Annotated in this window: 17 protein-coding genes and 1 pseudogene; 10 read left to right on the forward strand and 8 right to left on the reverse strand. The window is 64.0% G+C overall.

What is annotated here, in order from left to right; genetic code table 11:
• The first annotated feature begins 14 nt into the window (after positions 1-14).
• From VNZ93_RS16765 to VNZ93_RS16800, 8 genes are read left to right on the forward strand one after another with little or no spacing between them, the layout of a single operon-like run.
• Positions 15-887: a branched-chain amino acid ABC transporter permease gene (locus VNZ93_RS16765; protein WP_325707539.1), complete on the forward strand. Its 873-nt coding sequence runs from the start codon at positions 15-17 to the stop codon at positions 885-887.
• Entirely contained in the window at positions 884-1,846 is a 963-nt protein-coding gene (locus VNZ93_RS16770; protein WP_325707540.1) for a branched-chain amino acid ABC transporter permease, read from the forward strand. Before VNZ93_RS16765 ends, VNZ93_RS16770 begins: the two co-directional genes overlap by 4 nt.
• Complete coding sequence (locus VNZ93_RS16775; protein WP_325707542.1) at positions 1,839-2,591, forward strand: ABC transporter ATP-binding protein; 753 nt, start codon at positions 1,839-1,841, stop codon at positions 2,589-2,591. The genes VNZ93_RS16770 and VNZ93_RS16775 overlap by 8 nt, the downstream gene beginning before the upstream one ends.
• Positions 2,581-3,285 carry an ABC transporter ATP-binding protein gene (locus VNZ93_RS16780; RefSeq protein WP_325707544.1) on the forward strand — a complete coding sequence of 235 codons (705 nt, stop codon included), beginning with the start codon at positions 2,581-2,583 and terminating at the stop codon, positions 3,283-3,285. Before VNZ93_RS16775 ends, VNZ93_RS16780 begins: the two co-directional genes overlap by 11 nt.
• Position 3,286: 1 nt before the next feature.
• Positions 3,287-4,141, forward strand: coding sequence for an isocitrate lyase/PEP mutase family protein (locus VNZ93_RS16785; protein ID WP_325707547.1), 855 nt, complete (start codon positions 3,287-3,289; stop codon positions 4,139-4,141).
• The gene (locus VNZ93_RS16790; RefSeq protein WP_325707550.1) at positions 4,134-5,819 is read left to right on the forward strand and encodes a hydantoinase B/oxoprolinase family protein; all 1,686 of its coding nucleotides are present in this window, start codon (positions 4,134-4,136) and stop codon (positions 5,817-5,819) included. Before VNZ93_RS16785 ends, VNZ93_RS16790 begins: the two co-directional genes overlap by 8 nt.
• The gene (locus tag VNZ93_RS16795; RefSeq protein ID WP_325707553.1) at positions 5,816-7,867 is read left to right on the forward strand and encodes a hydantoinase/oxoprolinase family protein; all 2,052 of its coding nucleotides are present in this window, start codon (positions 5,816-5,818) and stop codon (positions 7,865-7,867) included. The genes VNZ93_RS16790 and VNZ93_RS16795 overlap by 4 nt, the downstream gene beginning before the upstream one ends.
• Positions 7,864-8,475 (forward strand): cysteine hydrolase, encoded by a 612-nt coding sequence (locus tag VNZ93_RS16800; protein ID WP_325707556.1) that lies wholly within the window; start codon positions 7,864-7,866, stop codon positions 8,473-8,475. Before VNZ93_RS16795 ends, VNZ93_RS16800 begins: the two co-directional genes overlap by 4 nt.
• Here the strand turns inward: VNZ93_RS16800 and leuD are convergent, their stop codons facing one another.
• From leuD to VNZ93_RS16820, 4 genes are all read right to left on the reverse strand, one after another.
• A complete protein-coding gene (gene leuD, locus VNZ93_RS16805; protein ID WP_325707559.1) occupies positions 8,476-8,970 on the reverse strand; it encodes a 3-isopropylmalate dehydratase small subunit in 495 nt (164 codons plus the stop codon). It lies immediately after the preceding gene.
• Entirely contained in the window at positions 8,967-10,244 is a 1,278-nt protein-coding gene (locus VNZ93_RS16810; protein ID WP_325707562.1) for a 3-isopropylmalate dehydratase large subunit, read from the reverse strand. The genes leuD and VNZ93_RS16810 overlap by 4 nt, the downstream gene beginning before the upstream one ends.
• Before the next feature lie 107 nt (positions 10,245-10,351).
• Positions 10,352-12,025 carry a hydantoinase B/oxoprolinase family protein gene (locus tag VNZ93_RS16815; RefSeq protein ID WP_325707564.1) on the reverse strand — a complete coding sequence of 558 codons (1,674 nt, stop codon included), beginning with the start codon at positions 12,023-12,025 and terminating at the stop codon, positions 10,352-10,354.
• A 2-nt stretch (positions 12,026-12,027) separates the two neighbouring features.
• Complete coding sequence (locus VNZ93_RS16820) at positions 12,028-14,094, reverse strand: hydantoinase/oxoprolinase family protein (RefSeq protein WP_325707566.1); 2,067 nt, start codon at positions 14,092-14,094, stop codon at positions 12,028-12,030.
• Between the two features lie 172 nt (positions 14,095-14,266).
• On the opposite strand from VNZ93_RS16820, the gene VNZ93_RS16825 reads away from it, so the two are divergent.
• Together VNZ93_RS16825 and VNZ93_RS16830 are read left to right on the forward strand one after the other, a co-directional pair.
• Positions 14,267-14,911, forward strand: coding sequence for a cupin domain-containing protein (locus VNZ93_RS16825; protein ID WP_325707569.1), 645 nt, complete (start codon positions 14,267-14,269; stop codon positions 14,909-14,911).
• A gap of 89 nt (positions 14,912-15,000) precedes the next feature.
• A complete protein-coding gene (locus tag VNZ93_RS16830; protein ID WP_325707572.1) occupies positions 15,001-16,212 on the forward strand; it encodes an FAD-dependent monooxygenase in 1,212 nt (403 codons plus the stop codon).
• Between the two features lie 10 nt (positions 16,213-16,222).
• On the opposite strand, the gene VNZ93_RS16835 is transcribed toward VNZ93_RS16830, so the two are convergent.
• From VNZ93_RS16835 to VNZ93_RS16850, 4 genes and pseudogenes are all read right to left on the reverse strand, one after another.
• The gene (locus VNZ93_RS16835) at positions 16,223-17,152 is read right to left on the reverse strand and encodes an ABC transporter substrate-binding protein (protein ID WP_325707575.1); all 930 of its coding nucleotides are present in this window, start codon (positions 17,150-17,152) and stop codon (positions 16,223-16,225) included.
• The gene (locus tag VNZ93_RS16840; RefSeq protein ID WP_325707578.1) at positions 17,149-18,360 is read right to left on the reverse strand and encodes an NAD(P)/FAD-dependent oxidoreductase; all 1,212 of its coding nucleotides are present in this window, start codon (positions 18,358-18,360) and stop codon (positions 17,149-17,151) included. The genes VNZ93_RS16835 and VNZ93_RS16840 overlap by 4 nt, the downstream gene beginning before the upstream one ends.
• A 12-nt stretch (positions 18,361-18,372) precedes the next feature.
• Positions 18,373-19,362 carry a tripartite tricarboxylate transporter substrate binding protein gene (locus VNZ93_RS16845; RefSeq protein WP_325707581.1) on the reverse strand — a complete coding sequence of 330 codons (990 nt, stop codon included), beginning with the start codon at positions 19,360-19,362 and terminating at the stop codon, positions 18,373-18,375.
• A 107-nt stretch (positions 19,363-19,469) separates the two neighbouring features.
• Positions 19,470-19,704: pseudogene (locus VNZ93_RS16850) on the reverse strand (cupin); the annotation flags it as partial.

Raw genomic sequence — 19,704 nt, forward strand, 5'->3', positions numbered from 1 at the left:
GCAGCACCGCTGACATGCTCAATTTCGGGCTGCTGTTACCGGCTATCCTGAACGGCGTGACGATGGGGGCGGTCTACGCCCTCATCGCACTCGGCCTGACGCTGATCTACGGCGTGCTGCACATCATCAATTTCGCGCATGGCAGCCTGCTGATGCTGGCGCTCTATGCGGCTTTCTTTCTGTACGCGCTGGCCGGCGTCGGTCCCTATCTTGCGATCTTCGTGCTGGTCCCGGTCTTCTTCGCGCTGGGTTATGTGCTGCAGCGCTTCGTCATTCACCCAGCGAGCCATGGGCGCGACGAGAATATCCTTCTGGTTACGCTGGGCCTCGCCATCATCATCGATAATCTTGCGCTATGGCTGTGGACGTCCACGACCCGGACCATCGACACGAAATACTCCTTCGAGGTGGTCGATCTCGGCATCGCGCTCATCCCCCTGCCCAAGGCCATCGCCCTGGTCGGCGCGCTGATCGTCGCCGCGGTCCTGTGGTGGCTGATTGCGTGGACAGATCTTGGCAAGGCGATCCGTGCGGTGGCCCGCGAACGGGAAGGCGCGCGGCTCGTCGGCATCCGGGTTGATCACATCTACGCGATGACATTCGGCCTCGGTACGGCGGTTGTCGCCGCCGCTGCATGCCTTCTCCTTCCGACCTTCTACGTGACGCCGCAGGTCGGTTACGCCTTCGTGCTGGTCGCGTTCACCACCGTGGTGTTGGGCGGAATGGGCAGTTTCACCGGCGCGCTCGTCGCAGGACTCCTGCTCGGCGTCGTCGAGGCGTTATGCGGGCTCTATCTCGGCGAGAGCCTCGGCCAGATCGGCATCTTCGTCATCTTCATTCTGGTCCTTTTGTTCCGGCCGACCGGATTGTTCGGAGCGCGCGCATGAGCGCTCGTGTCGCCGGAATCATCCTTCTCGCGCTCCTGTTCTGCGTTCCGTTCGCCGTCCGCTCGGAATTCTGGCTGTCATTCTGGCTGCTGGTGCTGATGTTCGCGTTTCTCGGCCAGTCCTGGAACGTACTCGGCGGCTATGGCGGGCAATTCTCCTTCGGGCACGCATTGTTCTTCGGGATCGGCGCCTACGGCACGGCCGTTCTGCAGATGCGTCACGGCGTCAATGCCTATGTCGCCGGCGCAATGGCGATCGGGGTCGGCGCCGCTGTCGGCGGCATCATCGGCCTTCTCGTGTTCCGATATCGCCTGCGCGGCGCCTATTTCGCATTGGTCACGCTCGCTTTCGCCGAGGTTGCCCGCGTGCTCGTATCCTCGTTCCAGTATACCGGCAGCGGCTTCGGTATGCTGATCCCGTTGTCGCGCAGCGTGGAGAATTTCCAGTTCGCTGATCGTCGCGTCTTTTATCTGATCGCCTGGGTCCTTGTGGTCATCGGAAGCCTGATTGCGGTCTGGCTCGAGAATTCGCGTTTCGGCGCGCAATTGATGGCCGTCCGCGAGAACGAAGATGCTGCGCAGGCGCTCGGCATCAACCTCGTCCGGACAAAGGTGCTCGCACTGACGCTGTCCGGCGGGATGGCGGCAACTGTCGGCGTGTTCTACGTGCAGAATTATCTGTTCGTGGACAGCCACATCGCCTTCAGCCCGGCAATGTCGATCGAGGCGCTATTGGTCTGTATCGTCGGCGGCCTCGGCACGGTGTTCGGTCCCCTGTTCGGTGCAGTCGTGCTGCATGCCCTCGGCGAGGCAGCCAAACAGGCCACCGGCAACGCGCCCGGCCTCAACCTCGTGCTCTACGGCATCGTCCTGATCGTCGCACTCCGGTTCCTGCCGAACGGCGTCGCGGGACTGTTCGCACGCAAGCCTCGCCGCAAGCAGGACACCGGCAATGCTTGAGGTGCGCGATCTCGGCAAACGCTTCGGCGGCATCAAGGCCGTGGACGGAGCCTCGCTCGACGTCGCGCAGGGTGAGATCGTCGCACTGATCGGGCCGAACGGAGCCGGCAAGACCACGCTGTTCGCCGCAATCACGGGTTTTGTTCCGCCCGATACCGGCCATGTGCGCTTCATGGGCGAGCCGATCACCGGCCTGCCCCCGCATGTCATCTGCGCGCGGGGCATGGTCCGGACCTTCCAGATCGTGCAGCCCTTCGGTGCGCTCTCAGTCCGCGAAAACATTGCGGTCGGCGCTCATCTGCACCGGCCGCGCCGGCGGGATGCGCTGGCCAAGGCCGAACAGGTCGCCGCCCGCGTCGGCCTGGACCGGCGTCTCGATCAGCCGGCCGCGACGCTGACGGTTGCAGGCCGCAAGCGCCTCGAGCTCGCTCGCGCGCTGGCGACCGATCCGAAGCTGCTTCTGCTCGACGAGGTCATGGCCGGCCTGAACCCGACCGAAATCTCCGAGATCGTCCCCGTCGTCCGCGGTATCCGAGACAGCGGCGTGACCGTCATGCTGATCGAACACGTGATGCAGGCCGTGGTGAGCCTGTCCGACCGCGCCTATGTGCTCAACAACGGACGTATCATCGCCTCCGGCAGCACCGCGCAGGTGGCGAGCGACCCGCAGGTGATCGAGGCCTATCTGGGGCATGGCGCCGCGGAGCGCGTGAAATCGCAATTGCAGGCCAGCCATGCTTCTTGAGGTCTCGAACGTTGAGGCGGGATACGGCGCAGTGCCGGTGCTGCGCGGAATCTCAATGCAGGTCGCGGAAGGCGAAGTCATCGCAGTCCTCGGCTCGAATGGCGCCGGAAAGTCCACGCTCAATCGCGTTCTGAGCGGCCTGATGCCGCCATGGTCCGGATCGGTTCGCTTCGCAGGTACCGACATGACCGGCCGCGATGCAGCGATCATGGTCGAAGCCGGTCTCGTGCACGTACCCGAAGGCCGCCGCGTGTTCCCCAATCTGAGCGTCCGGGAAAATCTCGAGCTCGGCAGCTATCGCCGCGGACGTGTCAACCGTGCCCGAAATCTCGATCACGCTGTCGGCATTTTCCCGCGTCTCAAGGAGCGGCTGAGACAGGCCGCGGGAACCCTCTCTGGCGGCGAGCAGCAGATGCTTGCTATCGGCCGCGGCCTTATGGCGGAACCGAAACTGCTCATTCTCGATGAGCCGTCGCTTGGGCTTTCCCCTCTTCTGGTCGAGGAGATGTTCGGCCTGATCGAGCGCATCCGCGCCGACGGCCCCGGAATTCTTCTGGTGGAACAGAATGTCGTTCAGTCGCTGGCTATCGCCTCACGCGCCTATATGCTTGAAAATGGCAGTATCGTCCTCGAGGGTCCGGCCGCGACATTGCGCGACGATCCGCAGTTGAAGAAAGCCTATCTCGGTCTGTGACATGAGCCTGCGCGCACGCCTCAACAGTCCCGGCTTGATCGTGGCACCCGGCTGCTACGATGCGTTGTCCGCGCTCCTGATCGAGAGAGCCGAATTCGAAGCCGCCTATGTGTCGGGCGCGTCGATCGCCTACACCCGCTTCGGACGTCCCGATATCGGTCTCGTCTCGGTGACGGAACTCGCCGATGTGGTGGCCGCCATCGGCGAGCGCGTTTCGATCCCGCTAATCGTCGATATGGATACCGGCTTCGGCAATGCGCTGAATGTGCAACGGACCGTAAAACTGCTGGCGCAGGCCGGCGCCACGGCCTTGCAACTCGAAGATCAGGTCACCCCGAAACGCTGCGGACATCTCGCCGGCAAGGAACTCGTGTCCAGCGACGAAATGTGCGGGAAGATCCGCGCGGCGGTCGACGCAAGGCCGAATGACGATGTGCTCCTGATCGCGCGAACCGATGCGATCGCGGTCGAGGGCTTCGACGCGGCGCTGGATCGCGCCGAAGCCTATCTTGGTGCAGGCGCCGATGTTCTTTTTATCGAAGCGCCGCAAACGGCTGAACAATTGGCCGAGATCGGCCAACGCTTCGACGGCCGCGCGCCGCTTCTTGCCAATATGGTCGAAGGCGGCAAGACCCCGCTCCGCGACGCCACCGAACTCGAAGCGCTCGGCTTTTCAATCGCGATCTTTCCCGGCGGCACGGTGCGGGCACTCGCGCACCACCTCACGGACTATTTCGCCAGTCTGAAGGCGCACGGCACCACCGCACCCTTCCGCGACCGGATGCTCGACTTCAAGGGCATCAACGACATTGTCGGAACCGACGACATGCTCGAACTGGGCCGCCGCTATGAGTAGCCTCGACGCGGTGACACTGGCCGTACTCAAGGGCCGGCTGGAGCAGATCGCAGACGAAATGGATGCGACCCTGTTCCGGACCGCATTCAATCCGATCATCGCCGAAGCGCGCGACGCGAGCCACGGGATCTATCAGGCCGATACCGGCGAAACGCTCGTGCAAGGCAAGGCCGGCCTGCCAATATTCGTTGGGGCCATGGCCTTTGCCGTCAAGGCAGTGATCGAGAAGTCTAGCCGTCAGGGCGACCTCGCCGATGGCGACGTTTACATCTTCAACGACCCGTATGACGGCGGCACGCATCTCTCCGACTTCAAGCTGGTGCGCCCGTTCTTCCGCGACGGCCGGGTGTTCTGCTGGCTGGCCTCGGTCGGCCACTGGCACGACGTCGGCGGCAATGTGCCGGGGAACTACAATCCGGTCGCGACCGAAAGCTTTCAGGAAGGGATGCTGATCCCTCCGGTGAAACTGTTCGCCAAGGGAGAGATCCGGTCGGATGTGATCGACATCGTCACCGCGAATTCCCGTTTGCCCGGCAGCGTCTATGGCGACCTGAACGGCCAGATCAATGCGCTCGATCTCGGCGTCCGGCGCCTTGGCGCACTGCTCGACGAGTTCGGCGATGCCACTGTCGCCGCGGCCTTGTCGGAATTGCGGACACGAGCCGCGCAACTGATGCGCGCGAATATCGCGGAGCTCAAGGACGGCACCTATTCCGCGGAGGACTATCTCGACAATGACGGCATTCGCGATGAGCCGCTGAAGATTGCGCTCGACCTGCGCGTTGAAGGGCAATCCATGACCTTCGACTTCTCGCGCTGTTCGGACGCCTGCGCAGGGCCGGTCAACATCTCCCGTTCGACCGCCATCGCGGCCTGCTATGTCGCGCTAAAGCACGTGTTCCAGGATGTGCCGGCGAATGCGGGCGTGCTCGACCCGATCCGCTTCGTCATTCCGGAGAACTCGCTGCTCGACGCGAAACGGCCGAAGCCGGTCGGCGGCTATACCGAAACCATCCTGCGGATGATCGACACCGTTTTTGTTGCGCTGTCGCAGGCCTGTCCGGACCGCATCAATGGCTGCGCCTATGGCACCATCAACGCGCTGTCGCTCGCGGGACATCGCAAGGACGGACGACGCTGGGTGATGTTCTCGTTTTTCGGCGGCGGACATGGCGGTCATCCCGAGGGCGACGGGCTCAACCACGGCAATGCGCCGATCTCGACGGCCACCATCCCGCCTGTCGAAATCCTGGAAGCGGCTTACCCCGTGATGTTCACGCGCTGGGCGCTACGGCCGGACAGCGGCGGCCCCGGGCGTCATCGCGGAGGGCTTGGCGCGATCTATGAAATCGAACTGCTCGAGGAGCAGGCCGACGTATTCCTGTTCGGCGAGCGAGGGCGCTTCGCCCCGCCCGGCGTGCTCGGCGGCGATCCCGGCGCACTGAACCGTTTCAGCGTCGTCCGGAAAGACGGCACCGCGCAAACGCCGCCGATGGCGTCGAAATGGGTCGGCATCAAGCTGACAAAGGGCGATCGGGTACGCCTCGAAACGCCGGGCGGCGGCGGCTTCGGCCCGGTTGCCGAACGGACGGACGCAGCGGTCGTACACGACATTGAAAACGAGTATGTGACGCGCGAGGCCGCTTTGCGCGCTTACGGCAAGACGGGCACCACATGAGCGGACGTCTGGTTATCGGCGTCGATGTCGGCGGAACCTTCACCGACCTGTTCTATCTCGACGAGAACACTGGAAAGTCATGGATTGCCAAGGTGCCGTCCACGCGCGGGCGCGAGGCGACGGGTTTCCTCGGCGGCATCCGAAAAGGTACGGACGACATCTCGGCCGTCGCGACCATCGTCCATGGCACCACCGTCGGCACAAACGCGCTGCTCGAACGCAAAGGTGGCAAAGCGGGCGTGCTCGCGACCGAAGGATTCCGTGACGTTCTGGAGATGCGGCGGCGTGACCGGCCGCAGACCTGGGGATTGTGGGGTCAATTCGAGCCGGTGGTACCGCGCGAGCGTCGCGTCGAAGCGCGCGAGCGCGTGCTGGCCGATGGAACAATTCAGACGGCGATCGATCCAGAAGAGGTGAAGAAGCGTGCGCGGGACCTGCTCGCACGCGGTGCCGAGGCCATCGCAGTCACCTTCATCAATGCCTATGCCAATCCCGCCAACGAAAAGATTGCGGCGGACGCAATCCGCTCGGTCTGGCCAAACGACTACGTGAATATTTCCAGCGATATCCTGCCCGAGATCCGCGAGTTCGAGCGCACGTCCACCACCGTGCTCAATGCCTATCTCCAGCCGGTCGTGGCCGACTATCTCGACCGGCTCGCGTCCGAACTGGAAAAGCAGGCATTCGCCGGCCAGTTGCTGATCGTGCAGTCGAATGGCGGCGTCATGACCGTCGAGACCGCGAAGGCGATGCCGGTGCGCACGGCCCTCTCCGGCCCGGCGGCCGGCGTCATCGCGGCGGCTCACATCGCCGAGACGGCAGGTTTTCCAAATGTCGTGACCGGCGACGTCGGCGGCACAAGCTTCGACGTGTCGGTGATCGCACGCGGCGAGACCGCGCTCGCCGCACAAACCGCGATCGATTTTGGCCTCGTCGTCCGCACCCCGATGATCGAAATCACGACCATCGGCGCGGGTGGCGGTTCCATCGCGCATGTCGATCGCGGCGGCCTGCTGCAGGTCGGCCCGGAATCCGCAGGCGCCGTGCCGGGACCAGTCTGCTATGGCCAGGGCAACGAGCGCCCGACCCTCACCGACGCCAATGTCGTCCTCGGACGCATCAATCCGGATCGGCCGATCGGCGGCGCTCTCAAGCGGCTCGATGTCGACGCAGCGAAGGCCGCGATCAAGGTGCATGTCGCCGATCCGCTGGGGCTCGATCCGGTCGCTGCGGCGGAGGCGATCGTGCGTGTCGCCAACAGCCGTATGGCCGGTGCGATCCGTCTGGTCTCCATCGAGCGCGGGCATAACCCGCGGGACTTCGTGCTGATGCCGTTCGGCGGCGGCGGTGCTCTGCATGCCGGCGCCCTGATGAAAGAGGTCGGTCTCAAGGCCGCACTTGTGCCACCCTATCCCGGCGTCACCTCGGCGCTCGGCTGCGTGATCGCGGACATGCGCCATGACTTCGTGCACACGGTCAACCGGACGCTCGACGAAATCGACTTCGCAGCTCTCAACGCCGATATCGCGGAGAAGCAAAAGGCCGGCATGACGCTGCTGGACCGCTCCGGCGTCGTGTTCGAGGGGCGCGAGACGCTGGTCGCCTGCGACATGCTCTATCTCGGCCAGACGCACACTGTTTCGGTTCCCGTCGCTTGGCAGCCCGGCCGCGCCGTCGACAGGCAGACATTGCGCGACGCGTTCGAGGCGCGCTACCGCGAGGTTTACGGACGGCTGCTGGACGGCATCGCCGTCCGTGTGCTGAACCTCCATGTCGCGCTGATCGGCCGCCGTCCGAAACTCGATCTGTCGAAGCTCGCACCTGTCGGGGGCAGCATCGAGGGCGCAGTGCAAGGCGGACGGGACGTGTATGTCGACGGCAAGTGGCACAAAGCCGCTGTTTACGCCCGTCGCGCCCTGCCGGTCGACGCGGTGATTGCGGGCCCAGCGATCCTCGAACAGGAGGATGCGACCATCTTCATCGAGCCGGACCTGCAGGGGCGCGTGGATCGCTTCGGCAACGTCATCATCGAACGGCGCGCACCATGATCGATCTCTCACGGCCCGAGGCTGTCGGCCTCGTCATCGTCGATCTGCAGAACGACTTCCTTCATCCGGAAGGCGCCTATGCCCGCGGCGGCGCGACGTCCGCGGCCATCGCCGCGCTCCCGCAACGCGTTAAGCCGGTTGCGGATTGCATCCGCGCGGCCGGCGGATGGGTAATCTCGACCCATTTCACGCTGGTCCCCGGCAAAGGCGGCGAGCCCTTCATCTCGCCACATCTCAAGGCTTTGCGCCCGTTTCTGCGCAAGGGTCATTTCGCGCCGGGCAGCTTCGGACACGCGCTGGTCGACGAATTGCAGCCCGCCGACCTGTCGGTCGAAAAGGTCGCCTATTCCGCGTTCTACATGAGCAGGCTGGAATGGGTGCTGCGCAAGGCGGGCATCGACACGCTGGTCTTCTCGGGCATCGTCACGAATGGCGGCGTTGCCTCGACACTCCGGGACGCGCATGTGCGCGACTTCTCCTGCATCCTTCTGGAAGACGGCTGCGCGGCATTTTCGCACGAGACGCATCAGGCGAATGTCGCAGCGCTGCGCTCGGTCGCCGACGTGATGACCTGCGCGGAATTCATCGGCGCAATGAAGAAGAGCTGATCAGCCCGTCGTCTTTGCACCGAACCGTTTCTCGAGATGCGGCACGAGGCCGCCATCCGCGAGCATGTCGAGCAGGAATTGCGGAAGCGGCTCGCTCTGCAGCGTGAGGCCGCTGGTCTCGTTCGTGACGATACCGCTCGCAAGATCGAAATCGATCCGATCGCCGGACCTGATCGCATCGGTTTCCGCGCAGACCACGACCGGCAAGCCGAGATTGAGCGCGTTGCGATAAAAGATCCCACCGAACGACTTCGCAATCACCGCGGAAACGCCGAGCACCTTCAGCGCCTGCGCCGCCTGCTCGCGCGAGGAGCCCATGCCGAAATTGCGTCCCGCGACCACGACATCGCCCGGCCGCACGTCTGCTGCGAAATCCGGAGCGATCGCCTCGAGGCAGTGCCGCGCGAGATCCTCGATCGACCCCTTCATATAGCGCCCCGGCGCGAGCGCGTCGGTGTCGATATCGTCGCCAAAAACGAAAGCTCGCCCGCTCACGCCCGCGATCCTTTCAGATAGGGCCGCGGGTCGGCGATCCGCCCTTCGATCGCTGACGCCGCCGTGGTGTAGGGAGAACCGAGATACACTTTGGAGCTTGCCGCGCCCATGCGGCCCTTGAAATTGCGCGCGGTCGATGAAATCGCGACCACGTCTTCGCCGAACCGGTTGTCGCCGTATCCCGCACAGATGCCGCATGCATTGGGCAGCAGACGCGCACCCGCTTTGAGAATTACGTCGAGCGTGCCTTCCTGACGCGCCTGCTCCTGATCGCGCAGCGAGGCCGGCGCGCAGACCAGATCGACGCTCTTCGCCACCGTGCGGCCGGACAGCACCTCGGCCGCCATCCGCAGATCGTCCAGCTTGGCGCCGGTGCAGGCCCCGATATAGGCGACATCGATCGCCGTGCCTGCGTGCTCCTCCACCGGAGCGGCATTGGCCGGACTGTGCGGAGCGGCGACCTGCGGCGTCAGTGCGCTCGCGTCAAACACGTGATGTTCGGTTACCTCGCTGTCGGCGTCGCCCCGCCATTGCGCGAATTCAGCATCCGGTGCCCCAACGGATCTCAGATAGGCCGCTGTCGTCTCGTCGGCTTCGATCAGGCCGGCCTGCGCTCCAAGTTCGGCAGACATGTTGGACAGGGTCATGCGCTCCTGCATCGGAAGCGCACGCACACCCTCGCCGACATATTCCACCGCCTGATAGCGGCCGCCATCCATCCCGAGGCGCGCGCACAAATGAAGCATCATGTCCTTGGCCGACACGCCGTGGCCGAGGCGCCCTGTCCATTCGATGCGGATCGTCTCCGGCACGCGCACCCAGATCTCGCCGGTTGCAAGAACGCCCGCCATCTCAGTCGCGCCGACGCCGAACATGTACGCAGCGAAGGCGCCGCCGGTCGGTGAATGACTGTCGCCACCCACGACGAACATGCCCGGCCGCAGATGGCCCCGCTCTGGCAGCACGACATGGCAGATGCCCTGCTGATCGTAGAAATTCGTTATGTGCTGCTCGGCCGCGAAACGCCTCGTGATGTCCTGAATGCGCCGGCTCTCGTCATCGGTCGCCGGCACGTAATGGTCCGTGATCAGGACGACCCTGCCCGGGTCCCAGATGCCGACGCCGAGACGCTTCAGGATGGGCTCGACCCTGCGTGGCCCGCCGGAGTCGTGAATCATGGCAAGGTCGACGGCACACGTCACAATCTCGCCGGGAGCGACGGATGCGCGTCCCGCCGCCCGTGCGATGATTTTTGCCGCGAGAGTCATGCCCATGTCGGAACAGCCGTACCCGTTGTGGGGCTAATCTAACCACGCGATCGGGAGACGCAATTCAGGGACCGGAAAAACTGCGGAATCCGCCGGGCTCGCCACCGGCATCGTCACGAATAGAGCTTGTCCGCGGCCTCCTCCGAGACCTTGCCGTTGCGTACGTCCTCCTGCAGCGCGCGTCGATCGCGTTCGGCCGGGCTGCCGTAACCGCCGCCACCCGCCGTCGACATCACCACACGATCGCCTTCGCGCAAGGTGGTCACGAGCTTTGAGGGGATGATCGTCGTTTCCCCGGATGCCGCATGAATGATCGATTCCGCCATGCCGCCGGGGCCGCCGCCATCGAAGCCGCTGGCCGCGCAATAATGGCGCTCACCGCGATGCGTGAAGCGAACCTCGCCCTGCAGGATCTCGTATTCCTTCACGATGCCGAGGCCGCCGCGCTGCCGCCCCGCCCCGCCCGAGTCCTGCTTGAGCGCGATGCGATGAACGCGGATCGGCGCTTCCATCTCCATCGCTTCGGCCGAGAGATTCATGCAATTGGTCACGTCGGTCTCGATCACATCGACACCGTCATCGGCGATTCCTGCACCGCTCCCGCCTGCAACCATCTCGCCGGTCACAAAGGTAGAGCCGTCGGCGCGCTTGCCGCCGAACATGATCGCGGCCATCTCCCCGCTCGCATCCGCCGAAACGCGATCCGGGATGACGGGCCGGAGCGCGCCGAGAATGGTCCCGGTGATGCGTTTGATCGTCGCGGTGCGCGCATTCACCGCCGCAGGCTCGACCGGGTTGACGATGGAGCCCCTCGGCAGGTCCAGCGTAATTGGCCGGAAGCAGCCGGCATTGGTCGGAATTGCAGGATCTGTGATGGCGCGGATCGCGAAGCAGGCCGCAGCCAGCGATCCGGACGGCACGCAATTGAATGGCCCGCGCACCTGATCGGAGCTTCCGGTGAAGTCGCAATGGAACGAGCCGTCGCGGATCGTGACCGCAACCTCGAAACGGATGCGCTTGTCGAGTTCGATGCCGTCATTGTCGTTGAAATCGACGTAGCGGTATGTGCCCTCGGGAAGCTTTCGCAATGCCTCGCGTGTCATGGTCTCGGAACGCGTGAGCAGTGTTTCGAAGATCACCGGAAGCGCGTTATGGCCAAGCGATGCGGCAAGATCGGACACGCGCCGCACACCGACATTGCAGGCCGCGATCTGCGCGTTCAGATCGCCGATGACGGTGTCCGGGATCCGAACATTCTGGCGGATCATCGCGACCAGCGTTTCGTTCATCTGCCCGTCGGAGCACAGGAGAAGCGGCGGAATCCGCAAGCCCTCCTGAAAGATCTCGATCGCATTGGTCGGGACCGAACCGGGCGACATGCCGCCGACGTCCTGGTGATGCGTCATGGTCGCAGAGAGCGCGACCGGCCGGTCCCCGGCAAAGATCGGGCGGATGACCGCGATATCCGGAAGATGCGTCCCGCCAAGATAAGGATCGTTCATCACATAGGCGTCGCCCGGGCTCATGCGTTCGACCGGGAAGCTTTTCAACACCGTGGCGACCACCGGGATGAGCGTGCCGAGATGCACCGGGATCGCGCAGGCTTGCGCCAGGGTTTCGCCAGTCAGCGTGAACAGGCTGGCCGACGCGTCGAGGCCCTCCTTCACGATCGGCGAGAACGACGAGCGCAGCAGCGTCTGCTGCATTTCTTCAGCAATGCCTTCGAGCTTGTTACGGACCACTTCGAGCGTGATCGGATCGATGTTCTGTGCCGCGGCAGAAGACATGCTCACGCTCCCTTCCGCTCGAGGACGAGATTGCCGGCGGCATCGACGCGACCGGACCAGCCGGGCTCGACCAATGTCGTGGTGTCGGATTGCTGCACGAGCGCAGGGCCCGAAAATTCGAACCCGGAACTCATCGCGTCGCGCGCAAGCACGCGCGCCTCGACCGGACCCGAAAAGCCGGCGACATGGATCTGCCGCGACGGCAGATCCAGCGCTGTCCCGGACGGTGCGAACCGCATCTCTTCGATATCCTCGCTGCCGCCTGCCTGATGGACCGCACGCAACGCGGTGATCTTGGCCGGAGCGCGGAAGGCGTGGCCGTAAACACGGTCATGCGCGACCAGGAAATCCTCATACAGCCGTTCGGCGACATCCGCATCGGCGGCTGCGACGGGAATCTCCAGCGTGTACGACTGGCCGATGAAGCACACATCCGCGAAGTGCGTGGCGGTGACGGCGTCCGCCGCGACATGTTCGTTCTGCATCAGCGCCGCGGCCCGCGCATCGAGCTCACGGATTACGCGGCGGAATGCGCCAAGATCGAGCGCGTCGATCGGCGATGCGAACGCCGCTGAAACTTCATGCTCGACCGGCGCGGCCAGCAATCCGGCGGCGGCGAGCACACCGGGCAGCCGGGGAACGAGAACGCGCGTCATGCCGAGTTCGCTCGCGAGCGCGGTTGCATGCAGGCCGCCCGCCCCGCCCAACGGAACAAGCGCATAGCTGCGCGGATCGATACCCTGACGAACGGACACCTGCCGGATGCCCTCCGCCATCTGCGTGTTCAGCACCCGATGGATGCCGAGCGCCGCCGCTTCCACGGTCAATCCGAGAGGACGCGCGACCGTCTGCTCGATCACATCGAACGCGAGCTTCGCATTCAGCTTGAAGGTGCCGCCGGCGAAATAGTCCGGATCGAGATAGCCGAGGACGACAGATGCATCGCACACCGTCGCCTGCGTGCCGCCGCGCCCATAACAGGCAGGACCCGGTTCGGAGCCGGCGGACTGCGGCCCAACCTTCAGGCCACCACCGGCATCGACGCGCGCAATGCTACCGCCACCCGAACCGATGGTGTTGACGTCTACCATCGGCGTGCGCACCAGGAAGCCGCCGACATCGCCCTCGGAGCGGATCAGCGGCTTGCGGCTGGAGATCAACGCGATATCGGCTGAAGTGCCGCCGACATCGATCGTGATGAGATCGCCGTCGCCGGCCGAGGCGCCGACGATGCGACCACCGACCACGCCCGCTGCCGGCCCCGACAGAAAAAGCCGCACGGGACGGCCGCGTGCCACGGTCGCGCTGGTCAATCCGCCGCGCGATTGCATCACCTGAAGCGGCACGGGCGCGCCGCTGCGCGCGAGCCCCTCTTCCAGCCGCGCGAGATAGCGATCGACCGTCGGCTTCAAATAGGCGTCGAACGCGGTCGCGACGGTGCGCTCGTATTCGCGGAAGGCCGGATCGACCTCGTGCGAGGCCGACACCATCAGGTCCGGATATGCTTCCCGGATCAGGTGCTTGGCGCGCTGCTCGTGAACCGGATTGACGAATGAAAACAGGAATACGATTGCGACCGCCTCGACGCCGTCGGCGACGAGTTCGTCGACCACACGCCGCAGTCCAACCTCATCAAGCGGCGTCACGATCTCGCCACTCGCGGAGATCCGTTCCGCGACCTCCTTGCGAACACGTCCGGGTGCCAGGAACACCGGCGTCTGCGTACGCAGAACGACGTCATACATCTGACGCCGCGATTGCCGGCCGATTTCCAGGACGTCGCGAAAGCCTTGCGTCGTGATCAGCCCAATCCTCGCACCCTTGCGCTCCAGTACCGCATTGGTGGCGACAGTCGTGCCGTGCGCAAAGCGCGAAAGCTGCTCGGGCGAGACAGCATGGTTCTTCTGCAATGCCTCAAGCGACGCGAGCACCGAAATGCTTGGGTCGGCCCGCGATGTCGGCACCTTCATGACGTACAAGGGGCCGCCCGGCCGCCGACACACTACGTCGGTAAAGGTGCCGCCAATGTCGACACCTATCTCCCATCCCGCCTCGGACAATCCTGACATCGGAACGGATCCCGCCTTGCCGGGGACGAAGGGTAAGGCATCTCACCGGCAAACAATAACAATGAAATTTCATCGTCAGTGTTCATTCTGGCTTGATCTTAGTCAAGCCTCGTCAATAATGATCCCCGGCATTGCGTTGGCGCGTTTTCGGCCAACATTCGAGGCTCGTCACATGGATGGTTCAGAGCCGGGCGCGAAGGCAGCGGTTGCCGCAGAGAGGGCAAGCCTCCTCGATGAAGCGGCCGAAAACCTGTGGCTCGGACAGAGATTGCGCCAGAGCCGGCGCCAGCGGCAGCTGTCGATCCGCGAACTCGCACAAAAGGCCGGCTTGTCGGTCGGGATGGTCAGCCAGATCGAACGCGGTCTGTCCGCACCCTCGCTTCGCACGTTGCGGCTGCTGGCCAACACGCTGGATGTGCCGATTTCCTGGTTCTTTCCGGACAGCCCGCAGGCCGTGGCGGAGCGCCGTTACATCGTGCGCAGCGACCAGCGCCGGCGATTGAATGTGCCGCATGTCGGCATCGTGCAGGAAGTGGTCAGCCCACCTGATCCCGGCGCAATCGAGATCTACGAAATCGTGCTGGAGCCCGGCGCATCGTCGGGTCCGGAAACCTACAGCCACGACGGCGAAAAGGCCGGTCTCGTCCTCACCGGGATGCTGACGATCCAGCTCGACGCCGACGAATATACGCTCGAGGCGGGAGACAGCTTTCGCTTCCCCAGCACGCTGTCGCATCGCTTCGCCAATCCAAGCGCCGCCGAAACGCGGCTGATCTGGATCGTGATGTCTCCCCTAGCCGGGCGCGCCAAGACGTAAACGCATGTTCACTATAGTTGAACTTTAAATCATACTGTTCAAACCACGCATCCTGCTTTGTTAGCTCGGAATGGCCGGGGGGGGAAACGATGACAGCGCACTCGGACAGATCCCTGCCCTTGCTGGTGGTGGGCGGCGGAATTGGCGGCATCGCCACCGCGCTCGCCATGTCGCGGCGTGGACAGGCGGTTCGGGTTCTTGAGCAGGCATCGGAATTTCGCGAGATCGGCGCGGGCATTCAGATGCCACCGAACGCGTTCAAGGCCTTCGCCGCGCTCGGCGTGCTCGACGCCATCCAGCAGGTCGCGGCCTACCCGGACGATCTGAAGTTCGGAGACATGCTGACGGGCGAGATTGTCTATCGCGCACCGATCGACAAGGCATTCACCGATCGCTTCGGCTATCCCTACGGTCTGCTGCACCGCGCCGACATTCTCGAATGCCTGGTCGCAGCCTGTCGCATATCCAGCCTCGTGACACTCACCTCAGGCGAACGCGTGACGAGCTTCCAGGACACCGGCAGCAAGGTGATCGTCAAGACCGCCAGCGGCAACACCTATGAAGGCTGCGGCCTCGTCTGCAGCGATGGCCTGTGGTCCATGGCGCGTGCCGCGCTCGTCGACGACGGCATGCCGCGCACGGACGGCTATGTTCTCTGCCGCGGCGTCGTTCCGGTGAAGGACATCCCGGAAGAGCTCTACTCGAAAACCGTCACGATGTGGGGCGGGCCGGGTCTCGACTTCTTCCATTATCCGCTTCGCCGGCACGAGATCTTCAACATCGGCGCGAGTTATTACGATCCGGACATCCGGCCGGGTCCTCACTATCCAACCATCACGCGCGAAGACTTCCTGAAGCATTTCAAGGACGCCTGCCCGCATGTGAAAGCGCTGTTGCAGCATATCGACGTGTCGCGGACATGGGTGCTGCACCACCGGCTGCCGATCAAGGACTGGTCGAAAGGCCGCGTCACATTGCTCGGCGACGCCGCGCATCCGACCAGCATCTACATCTCGCAAGGCGCCTGCATGGCGCTGGAAGACGCCGTGATCCTCGCCGAGATCGTCAGCCAGACCGCCTCGATCGAGGAGGCATTCACACGCTATCGCGACGTCCGCTATCTGCGCACGGCGCGTATCCAGTTCACCTCGCGCGAATTCGGAAAGCTCTATCACGCGCGCGGCGCACAGCGGGACCTGCGAAATGCGCTGCTGCCGGCCGCCGGATCTACCGCCCTTGCCGACATGCTGGCGTGGCTTTGGGGAAGCCCGCTCTCGGCGGACTCCCCGGGCTATATGTAAAGCTAACGCCCTACCCGCCGACGGTCGCGACCACGTCCGAAAAGCCCGGATCGCCTTTCAGGATGCCACGCCGGCGCGCGAATTCGTTCATCGCGGCGACGAAATCCGGCGTGATCTCCGTCGAGTAATAAGGCAGATCACGCTCGATCAACGTGGCGATCAACGCAGCCTCTCGCGGGGGGAAGACCTTCTGACCGACCTGAGCTGCGAGCGATACGTCCTTCTTCAAGGCCGCATGCGTCTCCTTCATCGCCGTCACGGCGCGGCGCGCATCGTCCGGCCGTTGCGCAAGGAAATCGTCCGTCACGGCGAGAGAAGCCATTGTGTAGTTGAAGCACTCCTTCGGGCCGTCGCCGCGCCGAATGTCGAGCACGACCTTTCCGGCGCCGCTGAGCACGGCAACCTCGGTTCCCATGCCATTGGCCCAGAAACCATCGATCAGCCGATCCTCAAGCGCCTTCGCGGCGGTGAGACCGAAATTCACGCTGGGCCTGCCCGTGTTCGGCACGGGCGCAACCGTGACATTGTCACGCGCCTCGTCGATCCCGGCAGCGACCAGAAGCTGCTTCAGGCCGAGATCGACCCAGGGCGCGGCCCCGATCTTGCGGCCGCGAACCACGGTCACGTCGCCGCGTGCCGGGTTGATGTCGGATCGCATGACCAGGAACCAGTACATGCCCTGGCCCTGCGCGCAGAGCAGCTTCACGCCGCGCCATTCCGGAAACGCCGCAAGCGCAGAATGCGCCGAACCCGCGACGCAATCGACTTCGCCGGCGCGCAAGGCCTCGTAGGCCTTGCTGACCGGGAAGATCAGTTGAACGTCCGCATCCAGACCCTGGTCGCGGAATTTGCCGAGTTCGGTTGCGGCTATAGCCGGGAAATACGAGTTCGAAATCAGGTCCGGAACGGCGATCCTGAAACGCTTCGACGATACCGTCATGCTGCAGCCTTCTGCTTGCGTACGCTCTCGAGAAGCGAAGTCCGCATCAGGAATGCACGATGTGCAACAGGATCTTCGGCCGTGCGACGGAGATTGTCGAAATTGGCCTGACGCGTCGCGGGCTCTTTCTCTTCGAGGCGCTTCTTGTTGGCGATGGTCTGCTGCTGAACATACTCGATGTTCATCGGGCGGCGTACCGCATCATAGGTTTCGAGTTCGGACACGGGACATTCGCCACGCAGGACCGACGACAGCAGCCCCGAGACATGCATCGCATCGTGAATACCGCAATTCAGACCAAGACCTCCGATCGGGTTGTTCACGTGCGCCGAATCTCCGGCCAGAAACACACGGCCGTGGCGGAAGCGCGCGGCGACGCGTTGATGAACCCTGTAGATGTTGCGATGGACGATGTCGTAGGTCCCGGATTTCGGGAAGAACTTCTGAAGTCGGGCTTCAGTCGCAGCTTCGTTCAAGACCTCCTCGTCGGTCTGCCCCGGCAATGTCGGGAAGACGGCGCGCCACCGGCCCTTGCCATCGTCGCCCGCAACCTTGAACAGGTTGGTCCATTCATCGGGATCCGAGAAATAGGCGCGATAGGCAACGCCGTGCTCGGTCGCGAAATCAAAGAGCGTCGTCAGAACGAGAAACCGTTCCGGGAAGGTGTAGCCATCGAAAGGAATGTCGAGCGCCTTTCTCACCGTCGAGCGTCCGCCGTCCGCGCCGACGAGATAGCTTCCCGAAACCGTCTGCTCCTTGCCGTTTACCGTTACCGTGATATCGACATGGTCGTCGGCCGGCGCGATCGCAGTCACTGGCGAGGAGAAGTTCACTTCGGCATGTTTGAATGCGCGGAGCTTCTCGATCGCGAGATTGGCTATCTTGTGTTGCTCGCACTGAACGACATACGGATAAGCCGTGTCATCCTTCAGGATCGCGTGATCGAACTCCGCCACGACGCTGCGGGTCGGCCGATCCCAGAACTGAAAGGTCCGGGCGACCAGCCCGCGCGCAGTGACTTCGTCGAGCAACCCCACGGCCGCGAGCATTTCCAGCGTCGCGGGGTGGAGCGTCGAGGCGCGAGGCGCGTCGTTGACGCTCTCGGCCGCCTCAAAAACACGAACCGGGATGCCACGCTGCGCCAGCGCGAGCGCGGTGATGACACCGACCGGCCCGCCGCCGGCCACGAGGACGGGAGCGTCGTTCATGAAAGCCTCCCGTTACTGCTTGACGCCGGCGAGGCTGACAGCCTCCGCCCAGGTCGCAACGTCACGTGCGAGCATCGCCTTGTATTCAGCAGGAGAATTGCCCAGCGGATCCACCCCGAACTCGGACAGCCGGGCCGCGAATTTCTCATCCTTCACGGCGGCGGCGATCTCGGCAGCGATCTTGTCGATGATCGGCTTCGGCGTGTTGGCAGGCGCCATCAGGCCGTTCCAAGTCAGGACGGCGTAATCCGGATAGCCGGACTCGGCGACGGTCGGCACCTCCTGGGCGAGCGGATTCCGCTTGTCGGACGACAGCGCAAGCATCCGCACATTGCCGGCCTTGGCTTGCGGCAGCGCGTCCGAGAAATTTGAGAACATTGCCGGGATGTGTCCCGCCACGACATCGGCAAGCGCCGGTGCGTTGCCCTTGTAGGGAACGTGCGTCATCTCGAGGCCGGCCTTCTTAAGGAACAGCGCCATCGACAAGTGATTGAGGCTGCCGATACCCGCGGACCCGTAGCTCAGCTGGCCCTTGCGCGCGCCGACATAGTCCACGAACTCCTTCAGTGTCTTGACCGGAACATCCTTGTTCACCACCAGCACGAAGGGATTGGTCGCGATGTTGCTGATCGGCTCGAAATTCTTGACCGGGTCATAACGCACCTTGTTGACCGCCGGGACAATCGCCATCACCGGGAGCGCGGCGATGAACAGTGTGTGTCCATCGGGCGCAGCCTTGGAAACGAGCTCGGCGGCAATCGCGCCGCCTGCGCCGGGCCGGTTTTCGATCACGAAGGACTTGCCGAATGCGCTGCTCAGGCGCTCCGCCGTGATGCGCGCAATGCCGTCAGTGTTTCCACCGGCGGCGAACGGCACGATCAGCGTGACCGGCCGTTGTGGCCAATCGGCCTGGGCATGAACGGGCGCAGGAAGCGCCGCGGCGAACGCAACCGCGGCGGAGAAAGCAGCGGCGCTGGTGAAGAAATGGCGGCGACTACGCATTTTCATGAACTCCGTGTGAGATGTCAGAGACCGCGGGTAGCAAGCGACCTCACAGGTGTCGGCGGGCGGTTGATCGTGTCCGCCGCGCTCGTGAGATTGAGGCCCGCTTAAGCCTTGTTCGAAACGCTCTTTTCGTAAAAATGCAGTTCGTAAAGCAGGCAGCCCGTTTCCGATTTGAAGGGGCCGTGCACCGCACCAGGCGGGCGGCAGGCATAGGTCGGCGCCACAAAGCGCTCGCCGCCGTTGCCGTTGGCGTCGTTGCCGACGATCAGGTCACCCGACATCAGGTAGACTTCTTCCCAATGGTCGTGAACGAACGGCGCGGTGGTGTATTCGCCGGGA

It is taken from the genome of Pseudorhodoplanes sp. (assembly GCF_035565795.1).
Taxonomy (GTDB): Bacteria; Pseudomonadota; Alphaproteobacteria; order Rhizobiales; family Xanthobacteraceae; genus Pseudorhodoplanes.